The organism is Stutzerimonas tianxiuensis (genome assembly GCF_053470365.1).
On record NZ_JBPVWS010000009.1, the window covers coordinates 40,045 to 62,569 of the forward strand.

The following is a 22,525-nucleotide window of genomic DNA, read 5'->3' on the forward strand; positions in this document are numbered from 1 at the left end:
AGTCGTCAGCGGCGGCCGGGCACTTCGGCCCGGCCGCCCTTTTGAGGTAAGGAGAAAATCAAATGAAGGATTGGTTCGCCAATATCAGCATGACCAGAAAGCTGGCGATCGGCTTCGGCTCGGTGCTGCTACTGACCGCAAGCTTGGCCGCGTCCGGCTGGCTCGGCTTAAAGGGGGTCACGCACCGCAGCGCCTTGATGGAGCAGATCGCTTCGCTCAACGAATCGCTAAGCAAGCTGAAAGTGGCGCGACTGCACTACATGCTCGAAAACGGTGATCCACAAGCGGGCAAGGCGGTCGACGAGGCTATAGACGGGTTCTCGTCTCGCCTTGAGGCGGTCTCGAAAAGCTTCTTCCAGCCCGAGAACCTGGCGCTCCTGCACAAGCAAGGCGAACTGATTCAGCGCTATGGCGAATCCCTGAACACGATGCGTGACGCCTACGCCGCCGGCAACGCTGCACGCACGGAGATGGGCAGGCAGGCCAAGCTCGCCAGCGAGCCAATCGACGCCATCGGCAAGGCTGTAGAGCAAATGCCGGACGACGCGCCCAACCGCTACGCAGCCTTCAAGGCCATCTCAGACCTGCGCATGAACTGGCAACTGGTGCGCTACCAGATGCGAGGCTACAACACGACGCCCACAGCCGAGGTGGCTTCGCTGGTCGAGCAGCAGATCGCCCAGGCCCGGCGCTCCGCGGCACGCCTGCAGGCGGTGCTTGGAAACGGCTTCGCCGCCCAGGTAGCCGTTACCGAACAGGCGCTCGATGGCTATCTCACCGCCCTCAATGCCGTCGTTGCCCAGACCGAAGCCATCGCAGCGGCACGCCAGCAAATGACAAGCCAGACAGATGAGATCAACCATCTCGGCATGAGTTTGACCCAAACCCAGGATGCTCAACGCGACGCGGAAACCGTGCAGGCTCAGGTCACCCAACTCACCGTCACCACCCTGGCGTTGCTCATCGGCTTGTTGGCCGCCTGGGTGATCACCCGGCAGATCACCCGCCCCCTGGCCGAGACTCTTGCGGTGGTCAGGAACATCGCCGCGGGCGACCTGACCGACCACCACCACATCGACCGACAGGACGAGATAGGCGCGCTGCAACAGGGCGTGATGGGCATGGCGGCGACCCTGCGTGAGCTCATCGGCGGGATCCGCGACAGCGTTACACAAATGGCCAGCGCTGCGGAGCAGCTGTCGGCCATCACCGAGCAGACCAGCGCGGGAATGAACAGCCAGAAGATCGAAACCGATCAGGTTGCCACTGCGATGCATGAAATGGCCGCCACGGTGCAGGAAGTCGCGCGTAATGCCGAGGACGCTTCGATGGCCGCGACGGACGCTGATCGTGAGGCGCGTGCCGGTGACGCCGTCGTATCCGAGGCGATCGCTCAGATCGAGCGGCTGTCCGAGGAGATGCTCCGCTCGAGCGGGGCGATGGCCGAGCTGGAGTCGGAAAGCAACCGGATCGGCAGCGTCATGGACGTAATCAAGGCCGTGGCAGACCAGACCAACCTGCTAGCCCTCAATGCAGCCATCGAAGCCGCACGTGCCGGTGAGGCGGGTCGTGGGTTCGCAGTGGACGCTGATGAAGTTCGTAGCCTGGCGCAGCGCACGCAGAAATCGACCGAAGAGATCGAGCAACTGGTAGCCGGACTGCAACAGGGCACGCAGCAGGCGGCGGTCGCGATGCGTAACAGCCACAGCCTCACCGAAAGCGGCGTTGGGCTGACCCGCCAGGCGGGGCTGGCGCTGAACGGGATAACCGCCAAGGTCTCGAACATCCAGGCGATGAACCAACAAATTGCCGCTGCGGCCGAACAGCAGAGCGCGGTAGCCGAGGAAATCAGCCGCAGCGTAGTGAACGTGCGCGACATTTCCGAACAGACCGCAACGGCCAGTGATGAAACTGCGGCATCGAGTATCGAGCTGGCGCGCCTCGGCAACGAGCTACAGGCGATGGTTAGTCGTTTTCGCGTGTAGCACAGGGCACCTCGCGCGGTAGAGCGGCGTCGGCATAGCCCGGAACACTCACGGCCGACGCACCGATTACCGTATTGCGCGATACCCAGCCGATGTCCGTCGCCGATGCCTGCAAATAGAGCCCGAACAGCAGTACAGCGGGATCACGCCGGTTTCATCATCACCAGAATGAAACCGGCGACGATGCCGGCCACGGCGATTGCCCAGCCGATCCGATGCGCACGGTTCTTTTCTGCTTGCCGAACAGGGTCTACTGGCTTTTTCTTTCTCACGATCTACCTGCTTTTGAAAAAAACGCGACTGCTGACTAGCACGTTGCTACCGAGCTTGGGCGCGTCTTTTTAGGCTGGGCCGATCGAATTGTCCAGTGCGCTGCTTGGCGAAGGGCCCTCTGCAACCAATGAAACAGGTGCCGCCGGTTATCCGAGCGGGCTCTCTCCAGCATTCGGCTCGTCTTTGGGCTCTACCGTTTCCTCCGGGTCGTTTTCGCCCGAATCAGGCGCGTCGCCATATTCGTCATAGTCCGGTGGGGTCAGGCCATCCTTGAGCGGGTCTTTAGGGTCGGTCATGTTGTTGGCTCCTGGTCTGTTGCCGGCAAGATTGAGCGGCTCCCTTGTTCGAACGCACCGACCCACCAAATGTTCGCTGGCGACCAAGCCCGATCGGAAAACGGACGTTTGCTGTTCTTGACCATAGAGGATTCGTCCCAGCAGCCTCTATTGCGCGCCGAAGAATGCGACCCAATGGATACCGGCATCGCTCTGCGGGTCCACCGCATAGGCGGCGCCCGCTTCAGTAAATTGCGGGTTCATGAGATTGGCGCAATGTCCTGGATTCGCCAGCCAGCCTTCGACAATCTGTCGCGGTCGATCCAGCGCGGCGGCGATGTTCTGGCCAACTGGAGCCCCGGGATAACCTGCCAGCTCGGCCCTGTCGCCCGGCGTTCGTCCGTCACGATCCAGATGGCTGAAGAAGTTGTCATTAGCCATGGCTCGACTGTGGGCTTCGGCGAGACCGGCAAGCGTTGCGTTCCAGTTCAGCGGAGCGGTCGCGGCGAAGGGTTTTCCGGCACATTGGCGTGCGCTGGCTCGCACACGGTTGATCTCATCGAGCAGCGCCTGGCCTTCAGTCTGGGAGTCTTTCAGGTGCCCACCGAGCATTGGCCGTGCCAGCACGATGCGCCAGTCGCGCCCTTCGCGGCTTACGCCGATATCGACGTACTGCGGGTCAAGCACCACGCGACAAAAGCTTTCGCGCAGCGCCTGCATGGCGGCTTGCGCATCGCGTGGTCCGGACAGGCTGATGGCCTGCACATTGGCCATCGGATAACCGTTGCGGCCCAGCGAGCCCTGCAGATCACCGGCGCCGGTTGCGGGCAACACCAGGCGCGGGTCCGGTGACAGCGCTGTCAGCTCTTCGCTCGCCCGCTCTTCGCAGCGCTGTACTTCGCTGCGATAGGCGTTGATCGTCTCGATCAATTGCCCCTCCTCTCCTGCGCTGGTCGCCATAGCGACAGGGCTACCGCTCAGCAGCGTCATGAGCAGAAATGAGAAACAAGGCAGGCGCATGGACATCTCCAGATAGCACGGATCGCGGACGCTGAAGATGCACTTGGTGCACCTCGAAAGTCGAGCCCGAGCGGCGACTCACGCTGCTGAAACAGCTGGTCGCGCTTGCTGTTCTGCCCTAACGGCAATCTATAATCGTTCTTATTTGCACCGGAACTCTGCATGTCAACCTGCGCAACTCGCCTAATACTGGCCATCGAGGACGATCCGATCCTCGGCCCTCACCTGAAAACCTCCCTGGAGCATCGCGGCTTCAACGTCACCCTCGCCAATGACGGCCCGACCGGCCTCGCATTGGCCAGCGAAGCGACGTACGACCTGATCCTGCTGGATGTGATGCTGCCGGAACTCAGCGGCATGGAGCTGTTGACCCGGTTGCGCGAGCAACGCCGCACGCCGGTGCTGATGATGTCCGCGCTGGGTAACGAGGCGCATCGGATCCAGGGCTTCGACAGCGGGGCCGACGACTATCTGCCCAAGCCCTTCAGTATCGAGGAATTGCAGGTGCGCATCGCCGCCATCCTGCGGCGCGTGGCCTACGAGCGAAGCGTAACGCCAGCGGCGAACGAGGATGCGGTGCACTTCGACGACCAGCGCTGCGACCTGCGTTATGAGGGGCGCTGGGTCGGCCTTACCGCCACCGAGTACCGACTGATGAAGGTGTTGTACGAGGCAGCCGGAGAAGTGCTGAGCAAACCGTTTCTCTACCAGCAGGCACTACGCCGTGGTTTTTCCCAGCATGATCGCAGCCTGGACATGCACGTCAGCAACATCCGTCGCAAGCTGGCGCGCGAACAGGTGCTGACCCTGCGCCTGGAGTCGGTGTGGGGCAAAGGCTATGTGCTGGAACTGCAGGCGAGCTGATGCCCAATCGTCATTCGTTGTTCTGGCGCCTGGTGGTGCTGGTGGCCGGATTCTGCCTGTCGATGATCTGGGCCAGCGGCTATGTGGGCCGCTATATCGACAGGACCAGCTCGTTTCTGTCTGAACAGGCGCGCGACACCCTCAGTGGCTATGCGGGCGAAGCCCAGGCTGCGCTGCAGGAGGGCCCAGAGGCGATGGCGCAGTGGCTGATGGCAATGAAGGAACGTGAGCCGGGCTGGCTGGTGGTGGTGGACGAACAGCTGCAACCGCTGGGCGGGCAAACGCTGAGCGACGAGGAACGGCAAAAGCTCACCTTCGTGCGGCATTATGACTGGCCCATGAGCAGGCGCTATGACGGCCTGCCACTGGTTTCGGTACCGCTGGAGGGCAGCGCCGCTACGTTGATCATCCAGTTGCCGGAGCGCTTCCGACCCTGGCGCAACCATGCGTTGCTCACTGCGGGCGGCGTCTATCTGCCGTTGGTGCTGCTGTCATTGCTGTTCTGCTGGCTTCTCTACCGGATGCTGGTTTCTCCGCTGGACCGCCTGCGTCGACAGGCAAACGCCTTACGCGGCAACCGCCTCGACTCCCTGCTGCCCCCCTCCATCGCGCGACGCAACGATGAGCTGGGCGAACTGGGCCGCTCGCTGGAATACCTTACGCAGCGCCTGCGCGACTCCGTCGCCCAGCAGCAACAGCTGTTGCGCGATCTCTCCCACGAGCTGCGCACGCCGCTGAGCAGACTGCGGGTCGCCTGCGAGAGCGAACTGGGCGCCGAAGACATGCGCAGCCGCACCGAGCGCGAAATCACCAGCATGCAGCAATTGGTCGATAACACCCTGGAGTTCGCCTGGCTGGACAGTGAGCAGCCCCGCTTCGAATGCGAGCCGGTGGACGTTGCGGCGCTCTGGGACCTGCTTTGCGAAAACGCCTGTTTCGAGGCCGGCTGGCCGCGTGAACGCATACAGGCGCAGATACCGGAATGCTGTCAGGTGCTCGGCAATCTCAACGCGCTGGCGCAGGCCATGGAAAATATCCTGCGCAACGCCATTCGCTACTCCCCGGCGCAAGGCGTGGTATGGCTCACGGCCAATCGAGACAGTGATAGCTGGCAGCTGCGCATCGAGGATCAGGGCCCCGGTGTACCGGAGGCGAAACTGCCGGTGATCTTCAGGCCTTTCGCTCGGCTCAGCGCAGCCCGACCCGGTGGCGACGGCTTCGGTTTGGGCCTGGCCATCGCCCGCAGCATGGTGGTGATGCAGGGCGGCGCGATCTGGGCCGAGAACGGAGCGTCCGGGTTACGCATGATCATCCGCCTGCGAAGTGTATAGATTGTAAATGCGCTTTACTCTCAAATGAGAATACTTAGCATTGCGAGCGACTAGCGGATCGCACCGCAGCTCACATGCATGCGCCATATCGTTAATGGCTGCAGACGTAGGTTTTCTCAGGGAGATGGCAGTACATGGTGACTTTCAATCGACATCGGCTGGCTTGCGCAATCGCTGTAGCAACCTGGATGAGCACGCCGGTCAGTGCCGCAGAGCCGGTCGAACTAAAGAACGTCGTCGTGACCGCGTCGGGATTCGAGCAGCAGATCAAGCAGGCCCCCGCCTCCATCTCCGTGGTCACTCGCGAGGAACTGGAAAACAAATCCTACCGTGATGTCACCGATGCCCTGCGTGACATTCCGGGCGTCGTGGTCACCGGCGGCGCCAGTTCCAGCGATATCAGCATTCGCGGCATGGCCTCCAAGTACACCCTGATCCTCATCGACGGCAAGCGCATGGAGTCGCGCGCGACGCGCCCCAACAGCGACGGCCCGGGCATCGAGCAAGGCTGGACGCCGCCGCTGGAAGCCATCGAACGCATCGAAGTCGTGCGCGGCCCGATGTCTTCGCTTTACGGCTCCGATGCCATGGGCGGTGTGATCAATATCATCACGCGCAAGGTGGCCGATACCTGGCACGGTGGGCTACGCACCGAAAAGACCTTCCAGGACCGCTCCGACTCCGGTGATTACCATACGTTGAACGGCTACCTCTCCGGGCCACTGGTCGACGGCCTTCTGGGGCTACAGGTATACGGACAGACAGCTCGACGAGACGAGGACGACATCCCTCGCGGATTCAATGAGCAAAAGACCGACAGCGGAACGGCCAAGTTGTCGTTCACGCCAAACGAGTCCAATGACATCGTGCTGGAAGCGGGTAAGACCGAGCAGGAACGCAACTCCAGCGTGGGCCGTTCTGGCACGGGCAACAGCGATTCGCTGTCCGACTACGACCGCACCCATTACTCCATCAGCCACACAGGCCGCTGGACTTCGGGCCAGTCGGAAACCTATCTGCAGCAGGAGCGCATCGAGAACCCCGGGCGTGAGATGGAGCTGGAGAACAGCGTGTTCAACACGCAGAGCTCGCTGTTTCTGGGTGACCACATCGCCACGCTCGGCGGCCAATACAAGTACGAAGATCTTTCGGACAAGGGTAACCAGCTGGCCGGTGCCGAGGACCTGACCCGCCTGACGCGCTGGTCCTGGGCGCTGTTCGCCGAAGACGAGTGGAGCCTCACCGACAGCTTCGCGCTGACCACCGGCCTGCGTATGGATCGCGATGAGAACTACGGCACCCACTGGTCTCCGAGGGTTTACGGCGTGTGGCAGGCGGCCGAGCAATGGACGGTCAAGGGTGGCGTCTCCAGCGGCTACCGCTCGCCGGACATTCGTGCGGCCGTGGATAACTGGGGACAGATCACCGGCGGCGGACGGGGCGATCCCGCAGTCATTGTCGGCAACTCGGCACTCAAACCCGAGCAAAGCCTGAGCCAGGAAATCGGCGTGTTGTGGGACAGCCTGAACGGTGTCTCGGCGGGCTTGACCCTGTTCAACACCGACTTCGAAGACAAGATCACCGAGCTTCGCCGCTGCACGGATACCACCGGCAATGCCTCCGGCCAGTGCGTCGTCAATGGTGAGGCGTACCGTTTCATCAGTGATCGGGTGAACGTCGATGAAGCGCGCATGCGCGGTGTCGAGGCGACCTTCGACTGGGCGATCACCGAGACCCTCTCCCTGGGTGCCAACTACACCTACACCGACTCGGAGCAGCGCAGCGGTGACTTCCGCGGCGAGCCGCTGAACAAGATGCCCAAGCACATGTTCAACACCATGCTGGACTGGCAGGCCAGCGACCATCTCGGCACCTGGGCACGGCTCAATTACCGCAGCGAAACCTCGGAATACCTGTCGCGCACCAGCATGGCGGATAGCACCCCGGCATACACCCTGGTCGACCTTGGCGGCACCTATGCGCTGAACCGGAACGTCAAGCTGCTGGCGGGTGTGTACAACGTATTCAACGAGCAGATCGACTACGACAGCTACGAAACCGTGCTCGACGGGCGTCGCTACACGCTGGGGGTGAGCGCTTCGTTCTGAGGTGTCGTGAGGGAGACGTCTTTGCCAACTGGCGTCTCGCTTCGATCCGTAAGACTGGGGTAGCGATCATCAGTTTGGATGGGGCACATGGGCGCCTCCCTCCCGGTTCATCACAAGACCGATGCCCGGCCGGCGTTTACGACGGTTGGGCATTTTTCGTAAGACTCTCACTGAGAAGCACGTCGTGACCCGTTCTGCCACTCAATCGAGAAGTGCATGGCCTGCCATCGCGGCCCGTACCCTGCTGGCCCTCCTGGGCGGTTATGCCTTCACCTACGCCTTCACTGCCGCGCTCGCACAGTGGCTGCCGCTCGATCCGGTCGACGCGGTTACCGCGTCGTCGTTGCTGTCGTTCGTGGTGTACCTGACGTTCGTGCTCTGGACCTTCGCGGCAGCATCGCTGCGGCGGTTACTGATTGGTGCCGGGCTCGCAATTCCCTTGGCAGTCATCGGCTTCTGGCCTCAGCTGCTGGAGATGTGGCAATGAAAGGCAGCCTGACGCAATCGATGTCCTGGCTGCATACCTGGTGCGGGCTGCTGCTCGGCTGGATGCTGTTCGCCATCTTTCTCACCGGCACCCTCGCGGTGTTCGACAAGGAGATCAATTGGTGGATGCAGCCGGAGCTGGTCGATAGGGCGCAGTCACCAGCCGCTGCGGCCAATGTGGCGCAGCGCTGGTTGATGGACAACCATGCAGACCAATCGAACTGGAACATCAGCCTGCCGACTGAGCGCACGCCCGCTCTCAGCGTATCCGTCGGCGAACGTCGCCGCGGTGCGGTGAGCACTCAGCTGGATCCGGTTTCCGGGGCGACCATCGAGCCGCGCGAAACCATCGGCGGCAACTTCTTCTTCCATTTCCACTACACGCTGCATCTGCCCCGCACGCTGGGGGTATGGGTGGTGGGGTTTGCGGCCATGGCGATGCTGGTGGCACTGATCAGCGGCATCATCATCCACAAGAAGATCTTCAAGGAGTTCTTTACCTTTCGGCCCGCCAAAGGGCAGCGCTCCTGGCTGGACGCCCATAATGCCAGTGCCGTTCTGCTGCTGCCGTTTCACCTGATGATCACCTACACGGGGCTGGCCATCTTTTTTCTGCTCTACATGCCGGCAGCGGTGGATGCCCTTTATGACGGCGACCGCCAGGCCTATTTTCGCGATGCGCAGTCAGGGCGCGCTGTAGAGCAGGCGCCACGCGGCGAGGGACGTGGCAGCAAGCCCGTCGCGGCACCAGCGGCACCTATGCTGGCATTGGGTGAAATCGTCAGCCGCGCCGAAGCGCACTATGGCGAGGGCATGATCGGCGGTCTGGCCGTCAGCAACCCTGGCAAGACCAACGCCCAGGTCACGGCGCGACCGGTATTGGGCAACCGAATCGAGCTGACCAAGGGCGAAGGCATGGTCTTCAACGGCGTCACTGGCGAGCTGATTCAGGCGCCCGAGCCGTCACGCACCAGCCAGCTGACCCAACGGGTGATGGCGGGCCTGCACTTCGCGCAGTTCGGCGGCTATCCGATGCGTTGGCTGTATTTCGTCTGCGGCCTGATCAGCTGCGCCATGATCGGTACGGGACTGGTGCTCTATGCCGTCAAACAACGCAAACAGGCCAAGGCCAACCCACACTTTCTGCGCGTGGTGGAGAGCCTCAACGTGGCAGTCGTTGCCGGGCTTTTGCTGGCCTGTACGACGCTGCTGTGGAGTAACCGGCTGCTGCCGGCCGCGCTGACTGACCGTCAGGACTGGGAGCTGCGCGTGTTCTTCGGCGTCTGGGCGCTGAGCTGGCTGCACGGCTGGCTGCGCAAGCCGCTGGCGGCCTGGCGCGAACAGCTATCAGCCACAGCACTGATGGCCGTCACCCTGCCGTTGCTGGACCTGTGGACTGCACAAATCACTCAAGACAGCCTGCGCCTGTCCCTGCTGGCGAGCGTGGCTTCGATGGGACTGCTGTTGGGCTGGACCGTGTGGAAAATACCGTCGGTCATCGCCGCCCGAGACGTCCGCTCGCCTCGCCCGAGCCGCCCAGCTCAAGGAGCATCGTCATGAACGATTCAGCCCTGTTCGCCAGCCTTGTACTGGCTTACGCCGGCATGCTGGGTTTCTGCCTGAACAAGGAGCGCCACTGGAAGCAGCTGGTCAATCCGCGCGTACCGACCAAGCTTCGTTGCGTATGTGTACCGGTCGGTAGTGTTCTGCTCGGGCTCGCCGTATATGCGTCCTGCCAGGTCTGGCCGGGCGGCATGGCCGTGGTCGGCTGGTTCGGCCTGATCTCGCTGGCGGGCTTTGCGTTGTTGATGTTGATCCCGTATGCGCCGCGCGTGGCGACATCGTTGCCTATGCTAGGCGCATCGATTTGGGTGGTAGTGGCGTTGCTGTAGGGCATGAAGCGGCTGGCCGCATAAGCTCGCGCATAAAGTGTTCTGGCCAGTGCGGCACAGTTTGTTCATAGACGTCCACGCTACAAATCGGCGGCACGAACACATGTCGAGCAGCGCTATTCTTTAGCTCCAGAACTCAGGGGTCTGCCCTATCCGCGCCGCAGCTCTTAATTTGCAGAACGCCCGCCCATTGATAACGAAAAAGCCCCGGCCTTGCGGTCGGGGCTTTTGATTACAGCTTTACGTGAGCCTTTAGGGGACACCGTTCAGCCAAGCGCATCCGTCAGAAACGATACTTCGCGGATGCAGTGACGCTGCGCGGCGCACCGTATGTCAGCGCACCATAGGCTTCGAACATATCGAAGTATTCTTCGTCGGTCAGATTGTCCACGTTCAACTGAGCGGTGAGATTGTCGGTCACTTCATAGCGCGCCATCAGGTTCACCAGGGCATATGCTTCCTGCTCAATCTTCTCCCGATTGCCGGCTGGATTGGTGGCATAGGTGTAGATGCTGTCCTGCCAGTTCACGCCCCCGCCAATGGTCAGCTTATTGAACGCACCTGGTAGACGATAGGTCGTGAAAGTACGCAGCAGCTTGGTCGGGAAGCGCGTGCTGCGGGCGTTACCTTCCGGGTCCTCGACCTCAAATTGGGTATAGCCCGCCATGAGATTCCAATCCGGTGCCAGCTCGCCGGAGACCTCCAGCTCAAAGCCCTCGCTGGTCACATCGATAGGCTCGTAGGCAAACTCTCCCACCATGCCGCCGGGAACGGCAGTACCCGTGCTCTCGGCCAGGCCATCCTGCTTGATCTTGAAAATGGCTGCGGATGCGTTTAGCCGGCCTTCGAAGAACTCGGCTTTCAAGCCCGTCTCGTAGCTTTCACCGATAACCGAGTCCAACTGCTGACCGGTAATATCCCGCCGCGCCTGGGGCTGAAAGATATCGGTGTAGCTGGCATAGGCCGACAGGTTCTCCGTAAGGTCGTAAACGATGCCGGCATAGGGTGTCAGTTCGTGCTCGTCCAGGCGGGAGGGTGAGGTGAACGGAGTGTCGTCACTGGTCTTCTCGTAGCGGTTGTCACGCGCGCCAAGAATCACCTTCAGGTCGTCCGTCACGCTCAGTCGAGTCACGGCGTACAGCCCTTTTTGGGTCAGATCGCCGTAGCTGTAAGGCGCCAACCCTCCCCAAGTCGGCGCAGGAAAGTCGCCGTCATAGGCATCGAAATTGGCGACGCCACCGAAGCCGCTCTGCGCGACACGATTATCGGCATCAAAGTCCTGCTGGCTATAGATGTAGCCGAAAGCGACTTCGTGTTCGCGCCCCAACAGCATCACAGGCCCACCAAAGCGGATGCTGTAATCGTCCTGTACGGTTTCAGTCTTGTAGGAGCCAGGAAAGGACGACATCGGTGCGCTGCCGTCGCGGCCAGGGTTACCCGACAGGTACAGCAGATAAGAGTCGGAGCTACGTTCGCCGCGGTTGTAGCTCAGGTTCAACTCCCAATCGTTGGCGAAGCGGTGATCGAGATTGATGAAGTAGGTGTCGTACGTGCTGTCCCATTTACTCCACTCGGCCGAGGTCGTCTTGGAACGGCTCCAGTCCGTGCGGCTACCATCGGCATACCAGATCGGCAGGCCGCCCCACATTGGCGAGTCGGAGTCGTTTGTCTGACGGCTAAGACCGAACCAAAGGGTGGTGTCTGGCGTGAGGTCAATATCCATGGTTCCGTAGAAGGTTTCGCGCTGTTTGGACTTCAGGTCAATCCAGCTGTCTCCTTCGTTGAACTCTCCCACCAACCTGGCACGTATCGTACCGGCCTCGTTGACAGCGAACGACAAGTCGCCTTCCGTGCCATAGGTATCCCAGCTTCCAGCGCTGACCTCGACAGAACCCGTCAACTCGCGGCTGCTCGCACGTTTGCGGACCAGGTTGAGCGAAGCAGACGGATCTCCGGCCCCCGCCATAAGACCGTTTGCTCCGCGCACCACTTCAACGCGGTCATACATCGCCAGGCTGCTGAACATCTCGCCCGAGCTCCAAGGCTGCTCCCATATCGTCGGCACACCGTCGATCATCAGCGAGTTGATCTCGAACCCGCGGGCGTTGAATTGCGCTCGATCGGTTTCGTAGCGGTTCACCGAAACACCGGTGGTGTTATTCACCACATCGAGAATGGTCTGCATGTCCTGATCTTCAATGCGCTGCTGCGTTATCACGCTGATCGACTGCGGCGTTTCGCGAAGGGACATGCTGAGCGGGGTGGACGTGCGTGCAGCGCCCGTCGTGTAGGAGCCCGTTCCTTCCGTCACGTCTTGTACCGCCTCACCGGTGATGGTGACCGCTTCGAGGGTGGTTGCCTCGTCTGCCTCAGTTGCAGCGGCAGACTGCGCGTAAACAGGCATGGCGGGAAGGAGCGCACCAACAGCGAGTAGGTGAACTACCAGCGTGAGCGGCTTCAGGGCGAGCTTAGAGCGTCCAGCGGCGGGGTCGAGCTGGGCAAACGTGGTGGTCGGCATCTCTGGCTTCCATGTAATGTGATCGATTATGAGAATCTTTCGCATTATATGTTCGTATCAGGATTGCCGAAAGCCCCCTCATGGAACGAACGACCAAGCCGCCGGACTTCATCGGCGCGCTCTACTCGCCCAGCGGCCAATCCCAAAAGCCCCTTAAGCCATTACAATGCGCGACTTTCGATTCACACTCGGTCCGCGCCCATGTCCTTGCCCAAGCACCATGTCGAACTGCTCTCCCCTGCTCGGGACACCACCATTGCCCGTGAGGCCATCCTGCATGGCGCCGATGCGGTGTATATCGGCGGGCCGAGTTTTGGGGCGCGGCACAACGCCGAGAACAGCGTGGCGGACATTGCCGAGCTGGTGAAAATTGCCCATCTGTTCCATGCGCGGGTGTTCGTCACCATCAACACCATCTTGCATGACGACGAGCTGGAAGCGGCCCGGGCGCTGATCTGGCAGCTCTACGAAATCGGTGTGGATGCGCTGATCGTGCAGGACATGGGCGTGATGGAAATGGACATTCCACCGATCGAGCTGCACGCCAGTACTCAGACTGATATCCGCACCCTGGAGCGCGCCACCTTTCTCGACAAGGCCGGGTTCTCTCAATTGGTACTGGCCCGCGAGCTGAACCTGCAGGAGATCCGCGCGATCAGCGATGCGACCGATGCGGCCATCGAGTTCTTCATTCACGGCGCGCTGTGCGTAGCGTTCTCCGGCCAGTGCAACATTTCCCACGCGCAAAACGGCCGCAGCGCCAACCGTGGCGATTGCTCGCAGGCGTGCCGCTTGCCCTACACCTTGAAGGACGATAAAGGCCAGGTGGTCGCTTTCGAAAAACACCTGCTGTCGATGAAGGACAACAACCAGAGCGCCAACCTGCGCGCGCTGGTCGATGCCGGCGTGCGTTCGTTCAAGATCGAGGGGCGCTACAAGGATGTGAGCTATGTGAAGAACATCACCGCTTACTACCGCCAGCGCCTCGACGAAATCCTCTTGGACCGCCCCGATCTGGCCCGCGCGTCCAGCGGCCGTACCGATCACTTCTTCGTGCCGGACCCAGACAAGACGTTCCACCGCGGCAGCACCGACTACTTTGTCACCGACCGCAAGATCGACATTGGCGCCTTCGATTCACCGACCTTCACCGGCCTCGCCGTAGGCGAAGTACTCAAGGTCGGCAAGTACGACCTGACCGTACAGACCCGCGAACCGCTGTCCAACGGCGATGGTCTGAACGTGCTGATCAAGCGCGAGGTAGTGGGTTTCCGCGCCAGCGTGGTCGAACAGCTCAAGCAATTCGAAGAAGACGGTCAGCAGTTCTGGCAATATCGCGTCGAGCCCAACGAAATGCCCGCGGCGATACGCCAGCTGCGGCCGAACCATCCGCTGAACCGCAACCTGGACCACAACTGGCAGAACGCGCTGCTTAAAACTTCCGCCGAGCGCCGTATTGGCGTGCGCTGGCTGGCCAAACTGCGGGCGGACGCGCTGGAGCTGCACGTCACCAGCGAAGAAGGCGCTTACGCCACGGTTTCGCTGGCCGGCCCCTTTGGCGAAGCGAAGAAGCCGGAGCAGGTGCCCAGCCAGATTACGGACCTGCTGAGCCAGCTGGGCACGACCATCTACCACGCCGAAGAAGTGGACGTGGACGCGCCGCAGGCCTTCTTTATCCCCAACTCCCAGTTAAAGGCGCTGCGCCGCGAGGCCATCGAGGCGCTGACCGAAGCCCGCGAAGCGATTCGTCCGCTGGGCAGCCGCAAGGCCGTCAGCGTGCCGCCTCCGGTTTACCCGGAAGCTCACTTGTCCTTCCTCTACAACGTCTACAACGAGAAAGCCCGCGCCTTCTACCACCGTTACGGCGTGCAGCTGATCGATGCGGCCTACGAGGCCCACGAGGAAACCGGCGAAGTGCCGGTGATGATCACCAAACACTGCCTGCGCTTCTCCTTCAACCTCTGTCCGAAACAGGCCAAGGGCGTGACCGGCGTGCGCACCAAGGTCGCCCCGATGCAGCTCGTACATGGCGACGAAGTGCTGACCCTGAAATTCGATTGCAAACCATGCGAGATGCATGTGATCGGCAAGATCAAGGACAACATCCTCAACCTGCCGCAGCCAGGCAGCGGTGTAGTCGGCCACATTACCCCGGCTGATCTGATGAAAACGATCCGCAGCAAGCCCCACGCCTGACATGGGTCCAGGCCCAGCGGATGCCATCTCGGCGTCCGGCTGGCGCCGATAACCAGCACCTGCGTTACACCGTCAACAATAAAGCCGCACCTGGAAGTTGCGCACCGGCCAACAGTGGCTGGTTGGACGACAATGCCGACAACCAGGACGCAGCTGTCGAATTCATCGCCCCAGCAAACTTACTGGCGAATGGACACTCCTAATGGCACCGCGCCCCTGCACCCACCAGGGGCGTAAAGCCTCAGCGTGAAGACAAGGATCGAAGGATGCTCAACAGGCCAGTCAATTGGATCGCTGCACTGCTTTTGTTCGCCTCTGTTGCTGGCTGTACGACAGCTCCGCCGAAGGAACCGACGACAGGCCAGCCGCCAGCGCCCGTTTCCGGGGAGCAGATCGGCTCGGGCAAAGCCTCGTATTACGGTAACCAGCACCACAACAAACTGACCGCCAACGGCGAACGTTTCGACCAGAAAGCGCTAACAGCGGCGCACCGCACCCTGCCCTTCGGCACGAAAGTTCGGGTGATCAACACCCGCAACGGCAAAAGCGTGGTGGTACGCATAAACGACCGCGGGCCGTTCGTGCGAGGGCGAATCATCGACCTGTCCAAAGCAGCCTTTGAACGCATCGCCAGCACCCGCGCCGGCGTGATCCGAGTGCGCGTGGAGCGGGTCGACTAGTGACGCACGGCCAGCGATCGTCGGTCATCAAGTATGGGAATAGCGTGCCGATAGCGATGTACGTCCACTCATCTATCGGTGTGCTTTCATGTTCAACGGCCAGCTAAAAAAACAACTCGAAGAACAGGCTGCAGAACTGTCTCTGCTACGACAGCTCCGTGATCAGATGGGTGCCACGATGCTGTCGATCACCCTCGACACCGAGTTTCGGATGGTGGCGGTCAATCAGAAGTTCGCCAAGACGCTCGGCTACACCGTCGAACAGCTGCAGGGCCGCCCTATGACGGACATCGTGCCGGCCTACGTCAAGAACCTGCCCTGCTTTCACAATTTTCAAGCCGCTGTGTCCAAGCTAGCGCCAGTCAGCGACGACTATCGGTTTCTACGCACTGATGGCAGCCTAGCCTGGCTGCACATCGACTGGTATCCGATCCTGGATGCTCACGGCAAGCTGCTACACATGAGCGGCTACGCCCGGGAAGTGACCAAAGAGCTGCAGCTCGCCAAGGAGAACGAAGCGTTTATCAACGCACTGCTGCGTTCTACCGCGGTCATTCAGTTCAATCTGGACGGCACTGTGGTTTCGGCCAACGATCAGTTCCTGCAAGGCATGGGCTATTCGCTCAAGCAGATCGTGGGCAAGCACCACAGCATGTTCTGCACTCCCGAAGAAGCCTCTTCACAGCAGTACAAGACCTTCTGGCAGACGCTTAACCGAGGCGAGTTTGTTGCGAACCGCTTCAAGCGCATCGACAGCATGGGCCGGGACGTTTGGCTGGAAGCGACCTACAACCCCGTGTATGACACCGAAGGCAAGCTGTGCAAGGTGGTCAAATTCGCCAGTGTGGTCAGCGACCAAGTCGCCCGTGAAGAGGAGGTGCGCGAGGCAGCGAGCATCGCCTATGACGTGTCCCGTAAGACCGACACCAGCGCCGAGCGCGGCGCCGTGGTGGTCAAGGATACGGTGGCAACCATGCAGCGCATCGCCGAAGAGGTCGAATCGGCGACGCAGGGTATCGAGGCGCTAGGTCAGCAATCGCATCTGATCAGCTCCATCGTCCAGACTATTGGCGGCATCGCTGCACAAACCAACCTGCTGGCACTCAACGCCGCCATCGAAGCGGCGCGCGCCGGTGAACAGGGACGCGGTTTTGCCGTGGTCGCCGACGAAGTTCGCCAGCTGGCTGGCCGCACCAGCGCCGCCACCGAAGAAATCGTCAGCGTGGTGCAAAAGAACCAGGCACTGGTGGATGAAGCGGTACGAGAGATGGCCAACAGCCGTGAGCAGGCAGCACAAGGCCTGTCCCTGGCCAACCAGGCCGGCGCCGTGATCGTCGAGATTCAGGATGGGGCCAAGCAGGTTGTCAGCGCCGTCGGGCGTTTTGCCAACGAATTGAATTAATCGCTTCGGATAGCCAACCGGGATGCGCAGCGTGATCCCTGCGCCCCCTGGTCGCTCGCTTGAGTACCGCCCGCCTCCCATCAAGCGGCCGACAGCCGGCGGGAGACGGGATTCCCGGCGCCTCCGGTTACTTTCTGGCCTGAGCTCGTCTGGGTGCGTTGTCACTTAGCCAAGTAGGCCTGCGCCATCTACCGTGGCAGAGTCTTTTCCAATCACCGGACGCCGCGAAGCACCGCTCGGCAATCCGCCGAAACTTTCGGGCCAGGCATCAGCCGTACTTACAGACCCCATTTTCACGTCTGGAGCATGTATGGCTTATCCGAAAATTCACGCGCAGAAACAAGACCGTTTGCCGGGGCTGGAAAGCGAGATGCAACCGCCGGCGGAGTTCATCCGCGACAGCTACAAGGGCAGCGGGAAGCTGGCCGGAAAGGTAGCCTTGGTCAGCGGTGGTGACAGCGGCATCGGTCGCGCGGCAGCGGTGCACTTTGCCCGTGAAGGTGCGGATGTGGCGATCATGTATCTCAACGAACATGAAGACGCCCAAGATGCCAAGCGCATGATCGAAGCCGAAGGTAAGCGTTGCCTGCTGTTGCCCGGCGACATCCGCGATAGCAGCCACTGCACTGATGCGGTCGAACAGACGGTGAAGACATTCGGCCAGCTGGACGTGCTGGTAAACAATGCCGGCCGTCAGGAAGTGCAGACACGGCTCGAAGACATCACCGATGAGCAGTGGGAAAAGACCTTTGCCACCAACATCCACAGCTACTTCTACCTAACCCGTGCTGCACTGGCGCACCTGAAAGCCGGTGCGGCGATCATCAACACCACCTCGATCAACTCCTTTATCGGCAACCCGATGCTGGTGGACTACACCTCGACCAAGGGCGCCATCGACGGCTTCACCCGCGCCCTTTCGCAGCAACTGATCGAGCGCGACATCCGCGTGAACCAGATCGCGCCCGGTCCGATCTGGACACCACTGCAACCCGCCACCCTCGGCAAGCACGACCCCGAGTTGCTTGAGGACTTCGGCAGTCAGATGCCCATGGGTCGTTGTGGCCAACCTTCTGAGCTGGGTCCGGCGTACGTGTACCTGGCGTGCGAAGACTCGTCCTATGTCAGTGGCCAGACTATCCATATCAATGGCGGCAAGGTGCTGAACGGCTGAGCTGACTCTCGATCTGCCCATCGTGCCGCGCCGCGCTATCACCGCGGCCGGCCCATGCTCGGCCATCCGAAGCATCGGGTAATGACCCGCTACGGAACCATCCTCCCGCTTCGCCCGCCCAATGCAGAACGGCACGCGATCACCGCACCGGTCGAGCCGCGCGCCACAATCACGAACCGCAGCCAGAGCTGCACACAAAGGTGAAGTCATGCCCCAGATCCTTCTCGCGGCGTTCGACCGCTACGCCGAAGCCGAGCAAGTCAAGACCGAACTCCTGAGCAAAGGTATCGCCGGCGACGCCATCCAGATTTCAGCCTCCTTCAACCCGGATAGCGTCGACAGCAGCCGCGTGGAAGTGGTGGGCGAAGAGCCGGGCGATGACGCCACGGCTGCCGAGAAGCTGGGAAGTTTCTTCCACAAGATTTTTGGTGACGATTCCAGCAAGCACGCTGGCCGCTATCCGGAAGCTGCTCGGCGTGGCTCGACAGTCGTGACTGTCACGCTGGATACCGATGCCGAGGTCGCCATGGTTGAGGACCTGATGGAGCGAAACGGCGCCATCGATATCGACGAGCGCAGCGCCAACTGGGGTGAAGAAGAAGCGACTCCAGTCACTGCCAGCACCGAAACTCTGACCACCGGCTACCCCGACGCCACATCTCTCAGCGTCGATGAACGCGAAGTGGACGGGACGGCCAGCGGAGATCGTGGCGCCGCAAACGGCTCGATTCCCGGCCGTGCGGAAAACGACAAGGCCGGACGGCGCGACAACACGGCCGGACGGGTCCGGATCGTGCCGCGCTGAGAACGGAGCGGCAATGCGCGGGTCAGCCTCATCCTTTCCGAGAACCGCGCTGACCTGGCAAGGCTGACCGCAACGCCGGATCACGTTAGCGAAACAGATCCTAGCCGGGGGAGAGCCGACCCTGCAGCGCCAGAGCATTAGCAATCGCCGCACCGCTGGCAGTGTTATCGAAAATGCACCAGTTAGCCGTACTTGCCTGCGCCTCCAGACGCTCGGCCAAGCGGTCGAGCCAGTCATCGCCATAGGACGAGTAGTACATGCGCGGCGAGCCATGCAGGCGGTAATAACGGAAACCCTGCCAGCCGCCCGGTTCAGCTGCTTCCGCAAAGGGCGCCGGATCGGCCGCGACCCTAGCTATCCGTGCCTCGTCAAGCAGCGTCTCGGCATCGATCCAGCTCGGATGACGAGGCTCGATTGCCACCAGCCCCGCGTAATCCTTTCTCAGAGCGTCGATAAACGCAGCGGCACTGGCCGGTTCGTAATCCAGCGACGGCGGCAATTGCACCAGCAGGCAGCCAAGTTTCTCACCCAGGTGGCCGCACTCGTGCAGAAACTGTTCGAGCAAGCCTTCGCACTCAAGCAGACGCCGTTCATGGGTGATCTGCTTGGGGACCTTGACGCAGAAACGAAACCCGTTCGGCACGCTTTCGGCCCACTTCGCATAGGTCGCGGGTCGGTGGGAGCGATAGAACGAACTGTTGATCTCCACGCCGGGCAAACGACCCGCGTAACGCTCTAGATGTGTTCCCCCTGCCGGAAACGCCGGCCATTGCTCGCGCGGCAGACTCCAGCCGGCGGTGCCAAGCAAAATGGGACTGCTGATTGCCATAGGCTGGCCTTTCTATGAAACGACGGTCTCTTGAAAAGACCACGCAGTGCGCCCTTACGATCCGTTGCTACAGCGACCGCACCATGCAAATGCCAGAACCCGAAGCGCTGCGCCTGTGCGCCCGACACATGGCACTCTTCCGTACCGCTCGTATTGCGCGGCTCGATTGTCCAAACTTGCAGCACACCTGATCAGAGAGGCGTCGATCATGCGCAAGGCCGAAGCCAAACACCGCCGCAGCTCCAGCCTTGAAAGGCTGCAACGCTTCCTTAGCTGGGCTACAGAACGTCATCCCGACTTCACACCGAAGAAAAATCATCAGGAAAAGTGGTTCAGCACCTACCTCGGCCACCAACCGCCGGAGATCGGCCGTGCGGCGCGGTTGTATTGGCTCGGGCTGGACCCGGTAACCGTCGAGGCGAACCTCGAGAATGCTGAACCAGCCAGCTTGATAGGCCGCCTGCTGAACCGGGACGTGAACGACTTCAGCTGTACGGTGGATATTTTCGGCGTTGAAAAAACGCTGGATTGCGGCCCGGTGCAGAACCTGCTCGAGCCCGAGTTCGCGCTGCGCATCGACGAAAGCCGCTCTGTCGATGAGTTTGAACGCCGCGTCTGCGCTGCGGTGGAGGCCCTGGTCCGAGATCGCCTGCATGTGCTGGAAAAGCCCTTCGCTGAGCTCAGCGACGAACAGAAAGGCCAGTGCCTGGAGCGACTGCCCGTGCGGCTGGCACGCCTGGAAGACTTCGCCGCACGCGCCGTGGACATCGTTAACGAGGTCAAGCATGAGCTGCGCTATGTCGTCGAGTTGCGCCACGGCGAGGTAGCGCTGGACATGCAGCGGCGCATTCCGGGCGGCCAGGGCCATGTGCTCAGCGACCGGGAAGTCGCCGAGCTCAAAGACGAAGACCGCGCGGCGATGAACGCCAAGTTCGAAATGATGATCGAGGAGGCGCAGGACTTCGACCTGCAGCTGCTTGGTGAGAAGCGCCTGACCGAAGTCTTCATGATGGAGCCGAAAAAGCTGCGCCGGACCATCCGCTTCGCCCGCGAGGACAACCGCGAGAAGATGGCCTTTGCGGTGCTGCTGGAGAACAACCCGCGCTTCGTCCATTACCACAAGCTCTACGCCGCACGGCGAATCACCCGCACCTGGACCGCCCTGCTCGGCCCCACCAACAGCGGCAAGACCTACCAGGCGATCCAGGCCATGACCGGCGTGACCCACGCCATCTACCTATCGCCACTGCGGTTGATGGCGCTGGAAAACCAGGAACGCATCGAATCCATGGGCGTGCCCTGCTCGCTGGTCACCGGCGAGGAAGAGATCATCCGCGAGGGTGCCACCCACTACTGCTGCACGGTCGAGGAATTCGCGCGCTTCCGGCACGAGTCATGGGACGTGGTGGTGATCGACGAAGTACAGATGATGGCCGACTCGCAACGCGGCTGGGCCTGGGTCGATGCGCTGGTCAGTGCCTACACCCAGGACCTGATCATGACCGGCCCAGAGCTGATCCAGCCGTCGCTGAAGACCCTGTGCGACCTGTGCGAAGACCAGCTGGTAATCAAGCGCACCAAACGCCTGTCGCCGGTCGATGTGGCCCGCCGCGCGACCAACCTCAAGCAGCTGGACGCCGGCTCGATGCTGGTCGCCTTCAGCCGCAGGACGGTACTGGAACTCAAGGCGATGCTGGAGATGACCGGCAAAAGCGTCTCGGTGGTCTACGGTGCGTTGTCGCCTGAAGTCCGCCGCGAGCAGGCGCGCCGCTTTCGCGAAGGCGAGGCGGACATCATGGTCGCCACCGATGCCGTGGGTATGGGCCTCAACCTGCCGGCGCATACGCTGTGTTTCTATACGGATGAAAAGTACGACGGCGTCCAGAATCGTCAGCTCAAGGTCCAGGAGGTCAAGCAGATCGGCGGCCGCGCCGGACGCTTCGGCCATCACGCCAGCGGGGTCATCACCGCCCTCGACGGGCAAACGCTGCAGTCGATCAAGCAGCTGTTCCATAGCGACGATCAACCGGTGGACCTGTCGCAATTCCAGGTGCGGCCGTCCATCGAACACTTGCAGGCCATCGCCGAGCTGATGAACGAACCGAGCCTGCTACGGGCCTGGCTGACCTTCAATCGCAACATCAATTATGGCGACGAATTCATTTCGATCCTGCCCGACGAGCTGGCGGAGTGGATCAAGCTGATCGACGACCCAACCATCGATCTGCCGTTGCGCTGGATATTTGCCTGCACGCCAATACGCGGCGGTCTCGACAGCCCGGCCGCCGTCTTCGCCCAGCAATGGCTGAAAAAGGTCGCGCAGGACAAAGAGATCTCATTGCCACGGCTGATTATCGATGCAGACCTCGCCACCCTGGAGAGTTCGCTGCACGTCATCGAAACCTACCTGCACCTGGCGCGCACCTTGCCAGCGCACTTCCCTTCGCTGGAGCAGGCCGAAGAGCATCGCAGCCTGCTCAACGGTGCCATCACCCGCGAGCTGTCGCGCCAGCGCAAACCGCGCAATTCAGATCGCCGCCGCGTGTCGGGCGACAACCGCAATTGCAAGGGCTGTGGCAAAGCCATGCCGATGGCTGCACGCAAATTCAGGCTGTGCCAGAACTGTTTCAGCGAAAAACGCAAATAGCCTTTTAGGATCGCCGCAACCTGTCAGCGCCTCGCCGCGT

General features: G+C 61.5%; 18 protein-coding genes. 13 read left to right on the top strand and 5 right to left on the bottom strand.

What is annotated here, in order from left to right; all coding sequences use genetic code 11:
- The first annotated feature begins 62 nt into the window (after positions 1-62).
- Positions 63-1,985: a methyl-accepting chemotaxis protein gene (locus ACSSNI_RS12890; protein ID WP_200639121.1), complete on the top strand. Its 1,923-nt coding sequence runs from the start codon at positions 63-65 to the stop codon at positions 1,983-1,985.
- A gap of 143 nt (positions 1,986-2,128) precedes the next feature.
- Here the strand turns inward: ACSSNI_RS12890 and ACSSNI_RS12895 are convergent, their stop codons facing one another.
- The 3 genes from ACSSNI_RS12895 to ACSSNI_RS12905 form a co-directional block, all read right to left on the bottom strand.
- Complete coding sequence (locus tag ACSSNI_RS12895; protein WP_254981026.1) at positions 2,129-2,257, bottom strand: hypothetical protein; 129 nt, start codon at positions 2,255-2,257, stop codon at positions 2,129-2,131.
- A gap of 147 nt (positions 2,258-2,404) precedes the next feature.
- Positions 2,405-2,554: a hypothetical protein gene (locus tag ACSSNI_RS12900; protein WP_200639118.1), complete on the bottom strand. Its 150-nt coding sequence runs from the start codon at positions 2,552-2,554 to the stop codon at positions 2,405-2,407.
- Positions 2,555-2,701: 147 nt separating this feature from the next.
- Positions 2,702-3,553: a CAP domain-containing protein gene (locus ACSSNI_RS12905; RefSeq protein WP_200639117.1), complete on the bottom strand. Its 852-nt coding sequence runs from the start codon at positions 3,551-3,553 to the stop codon at positions 2,702-2,704.
- 162 nt (positions 3,554-3,715) lie between these two features.
- Here ACSSNI_RS12905 and ACSSNI_RS12910 point away from each other — a divergent pair, with 162 nt between their 5' ends.
- From ACSSNI_RS12910 to ACSSNI_RS12935, 6 genes are all read left to right on the top strand, one after another.
- Entirely contained in the window at positions 3,716-4,417 is a 702-nt protein-coding gene (locus tag ACSSNI_RS12910; protein WP_200639115.1) for a response regulator transcription factor, read from the top strand.
- Complete coding sequence (locus ACSSNI_RS12915; RefSeq protein ID WP_200639113.1) at positions 4,417-5,748, top strand: HAMP domain-containing sensor histidine kinase; 1,332 nt, start codon at positions 4,417-4,419, stop codon at positions 5,746-5,748. Before ACSSNI_RS12910 ends, ACSSNI_RS12915 begins: the two co-directional genes overlap by 1 nt.
- A 134-nt stretch (positions 5,749-5,882) precedes the next feature.
- Positions 5,883-7,856: a ligand-gated channel protein gene (locus tag ACSSNI_RS12920; protein ID WP_200639112.1), complete on the top strand. Its 1,974-nt coding sequence runs from the start codon at positions 5,883-5,885 to the stop codon at positions 7,854-7,856.
- 184 nt (positions 7,857-8,040) lie between these two features.
- A complete protein-coding gene (locus ACSSNI_RS12925; RefSeq protein ID WP_200639111.1) occupies positions 8,041-8,343 on the top strand; it encodes an iron transporter in 303 nt (100 codons plus the stop codon).
- Positions 8,340-9,902 (top strand): PepSY-associated TM helix domain-containing protein, encoded by a 1,563-nt coding sequence (locus ACSSNI_RS12930; RefSeq protein ID WP_200639110.1) that lies wholly within the window; start codon positions 8,340-8,342, stop codon positions 9,900-9,902. The genes ACSSNI_RS12925 and ACSSNI_RS12930 overlap by 4 nt, the downstream gene beginning before the upstream one ends.
- Positions 9,899-10,234, top strand: coding sequence for a DUF3325 domain-containing protein (locus ACSSNI_RS12935; RefSeq protein ID WP_200639109.1), 336 nt, complete (start codon positions 9,899-9,901; stop codon positions 10,232-10,234). The genes ACSSNI_RS12930 and ACSSNI_RS12935 overlap by 4 nt, the downstream gene beginning before the upstream one ends.
- Positions 10,235-10,517: 283 nt before the next feature.
- On the opposite strand, the gene ACSSNI_RS12940 is transcribed toward ACSSNI_RS12935, so the two are convergent.
- Positions 10,518-12,752, bottom strand: coding sequence for a TonB-dependent siderophore receptor (locus tag ACSSNI_RS12940; RefSeq protein WP_200639108.1), 2,235 nt, complete (start codon positions 12,750-12,752; stop codon positions 10,518-10,520).
- Positions 12,753-12,953: 201 nt separating this feature from the next.
- Here ACSSNI_RS12940 and ACSSNI_RS12945 point away from each other — a divergent pair, with 201 nt between their 5' ends.
- From ACSSNI_RS12945 to ACSSNI_RS12965, 5 genes are all read left to right on the top strand, one after another.
- A complete protein-coding gene (locus ACSSNI_RS12945; RefSeq protein ID WP_200639106.1) occupies positions 12,954-14,948 on the top strand; it encodes a peptidase U32 family protein in 1,995 nt (664 codons plus the stop codon).
- A gap of 266 nt (positions 14,949-15,214) precedes the next feature.
- On the top strand, positions 15,215-15,628 hold the full coding sequence (locus ACSSNI_RS12950) for a septal ring lytic transglycosylase RlpA family protein (protein ID WP_200639103.1): 414 nt from the start codon (positions 15,215-15,217) through the stop codon (positions 15,626-15,628).
- Positions 15,629-15,716: 88 nt separating this feature from the next.
- Complete coding sequence (locus tag ACSSNI_RS12955; RefSeq protein ID WP_200639101.1) at positions 15,717-17,030, top strand: methyl-accepting chemotaxis protein; 1,314 nt, start codon at positions 15,717-15,719, stop codon at positions 17,028-17,030.
- Between the two features lie 310 nt (positions 17,031-17,340).
- Positions 17,341-18,204 carry an SDR family oxidoreductase gene (locus tag ACSSNI_RS12960; RefSeq protein WP_200639099.1) on the top strand — a complete coding sequence of 288 codons (864 nt, stop codon included), beginning with the start codon at positions 17,341-17,343 and terminating at the stop codon, positions 18,202-18,204.
- 208 nt (positions 18,205-18,412) lie between these two features.
- Positions 18,413-19,009 (top strand): hypothetical protein, encoded by a 597-nt coding sequence (locus ACSSNI_RS12965; protein WP_102838159.1) that lies wholly within the window; start codon positions 18,413-18,415, stop codon positions 19,007-19,009.
- Between the two features lie 100 nt (positions 19,010-19,109).
- On the opposite strand, the gene ACSSNI_RS12970 is transcribed toward ACSSNI_RS12965, so the two are convergent.
- On the bottom strand, positions 19,110-19,838 hold the full coding sequence (locus ACSSNI_RS12970) for a DUF72 domain-containing protein (protein ID WP_200639096.1): 729 nt from the start codon (positions 19,836-19,838) through the stop codon (positions 19,110-19,112).
- 208 nt (positions 19,839-20,046) lie between these two features.
- Between ACSSNI_RS12970 and ACSSNI_RS12975 the strand changes: the two genes are divergently transcribed.
- Positions 20,047-22,485, top strand: a complete 2,439-nt coding sequence (locus tag ACSSNI_RS12975; protein ID WP_200639094.1) for a helicase-related protein — start codon at positions 20,047-20,049, stop codon at positions 22,483-22,485.
- Positions 22,486-22,525: the final 40 nt, after the last annotated feature.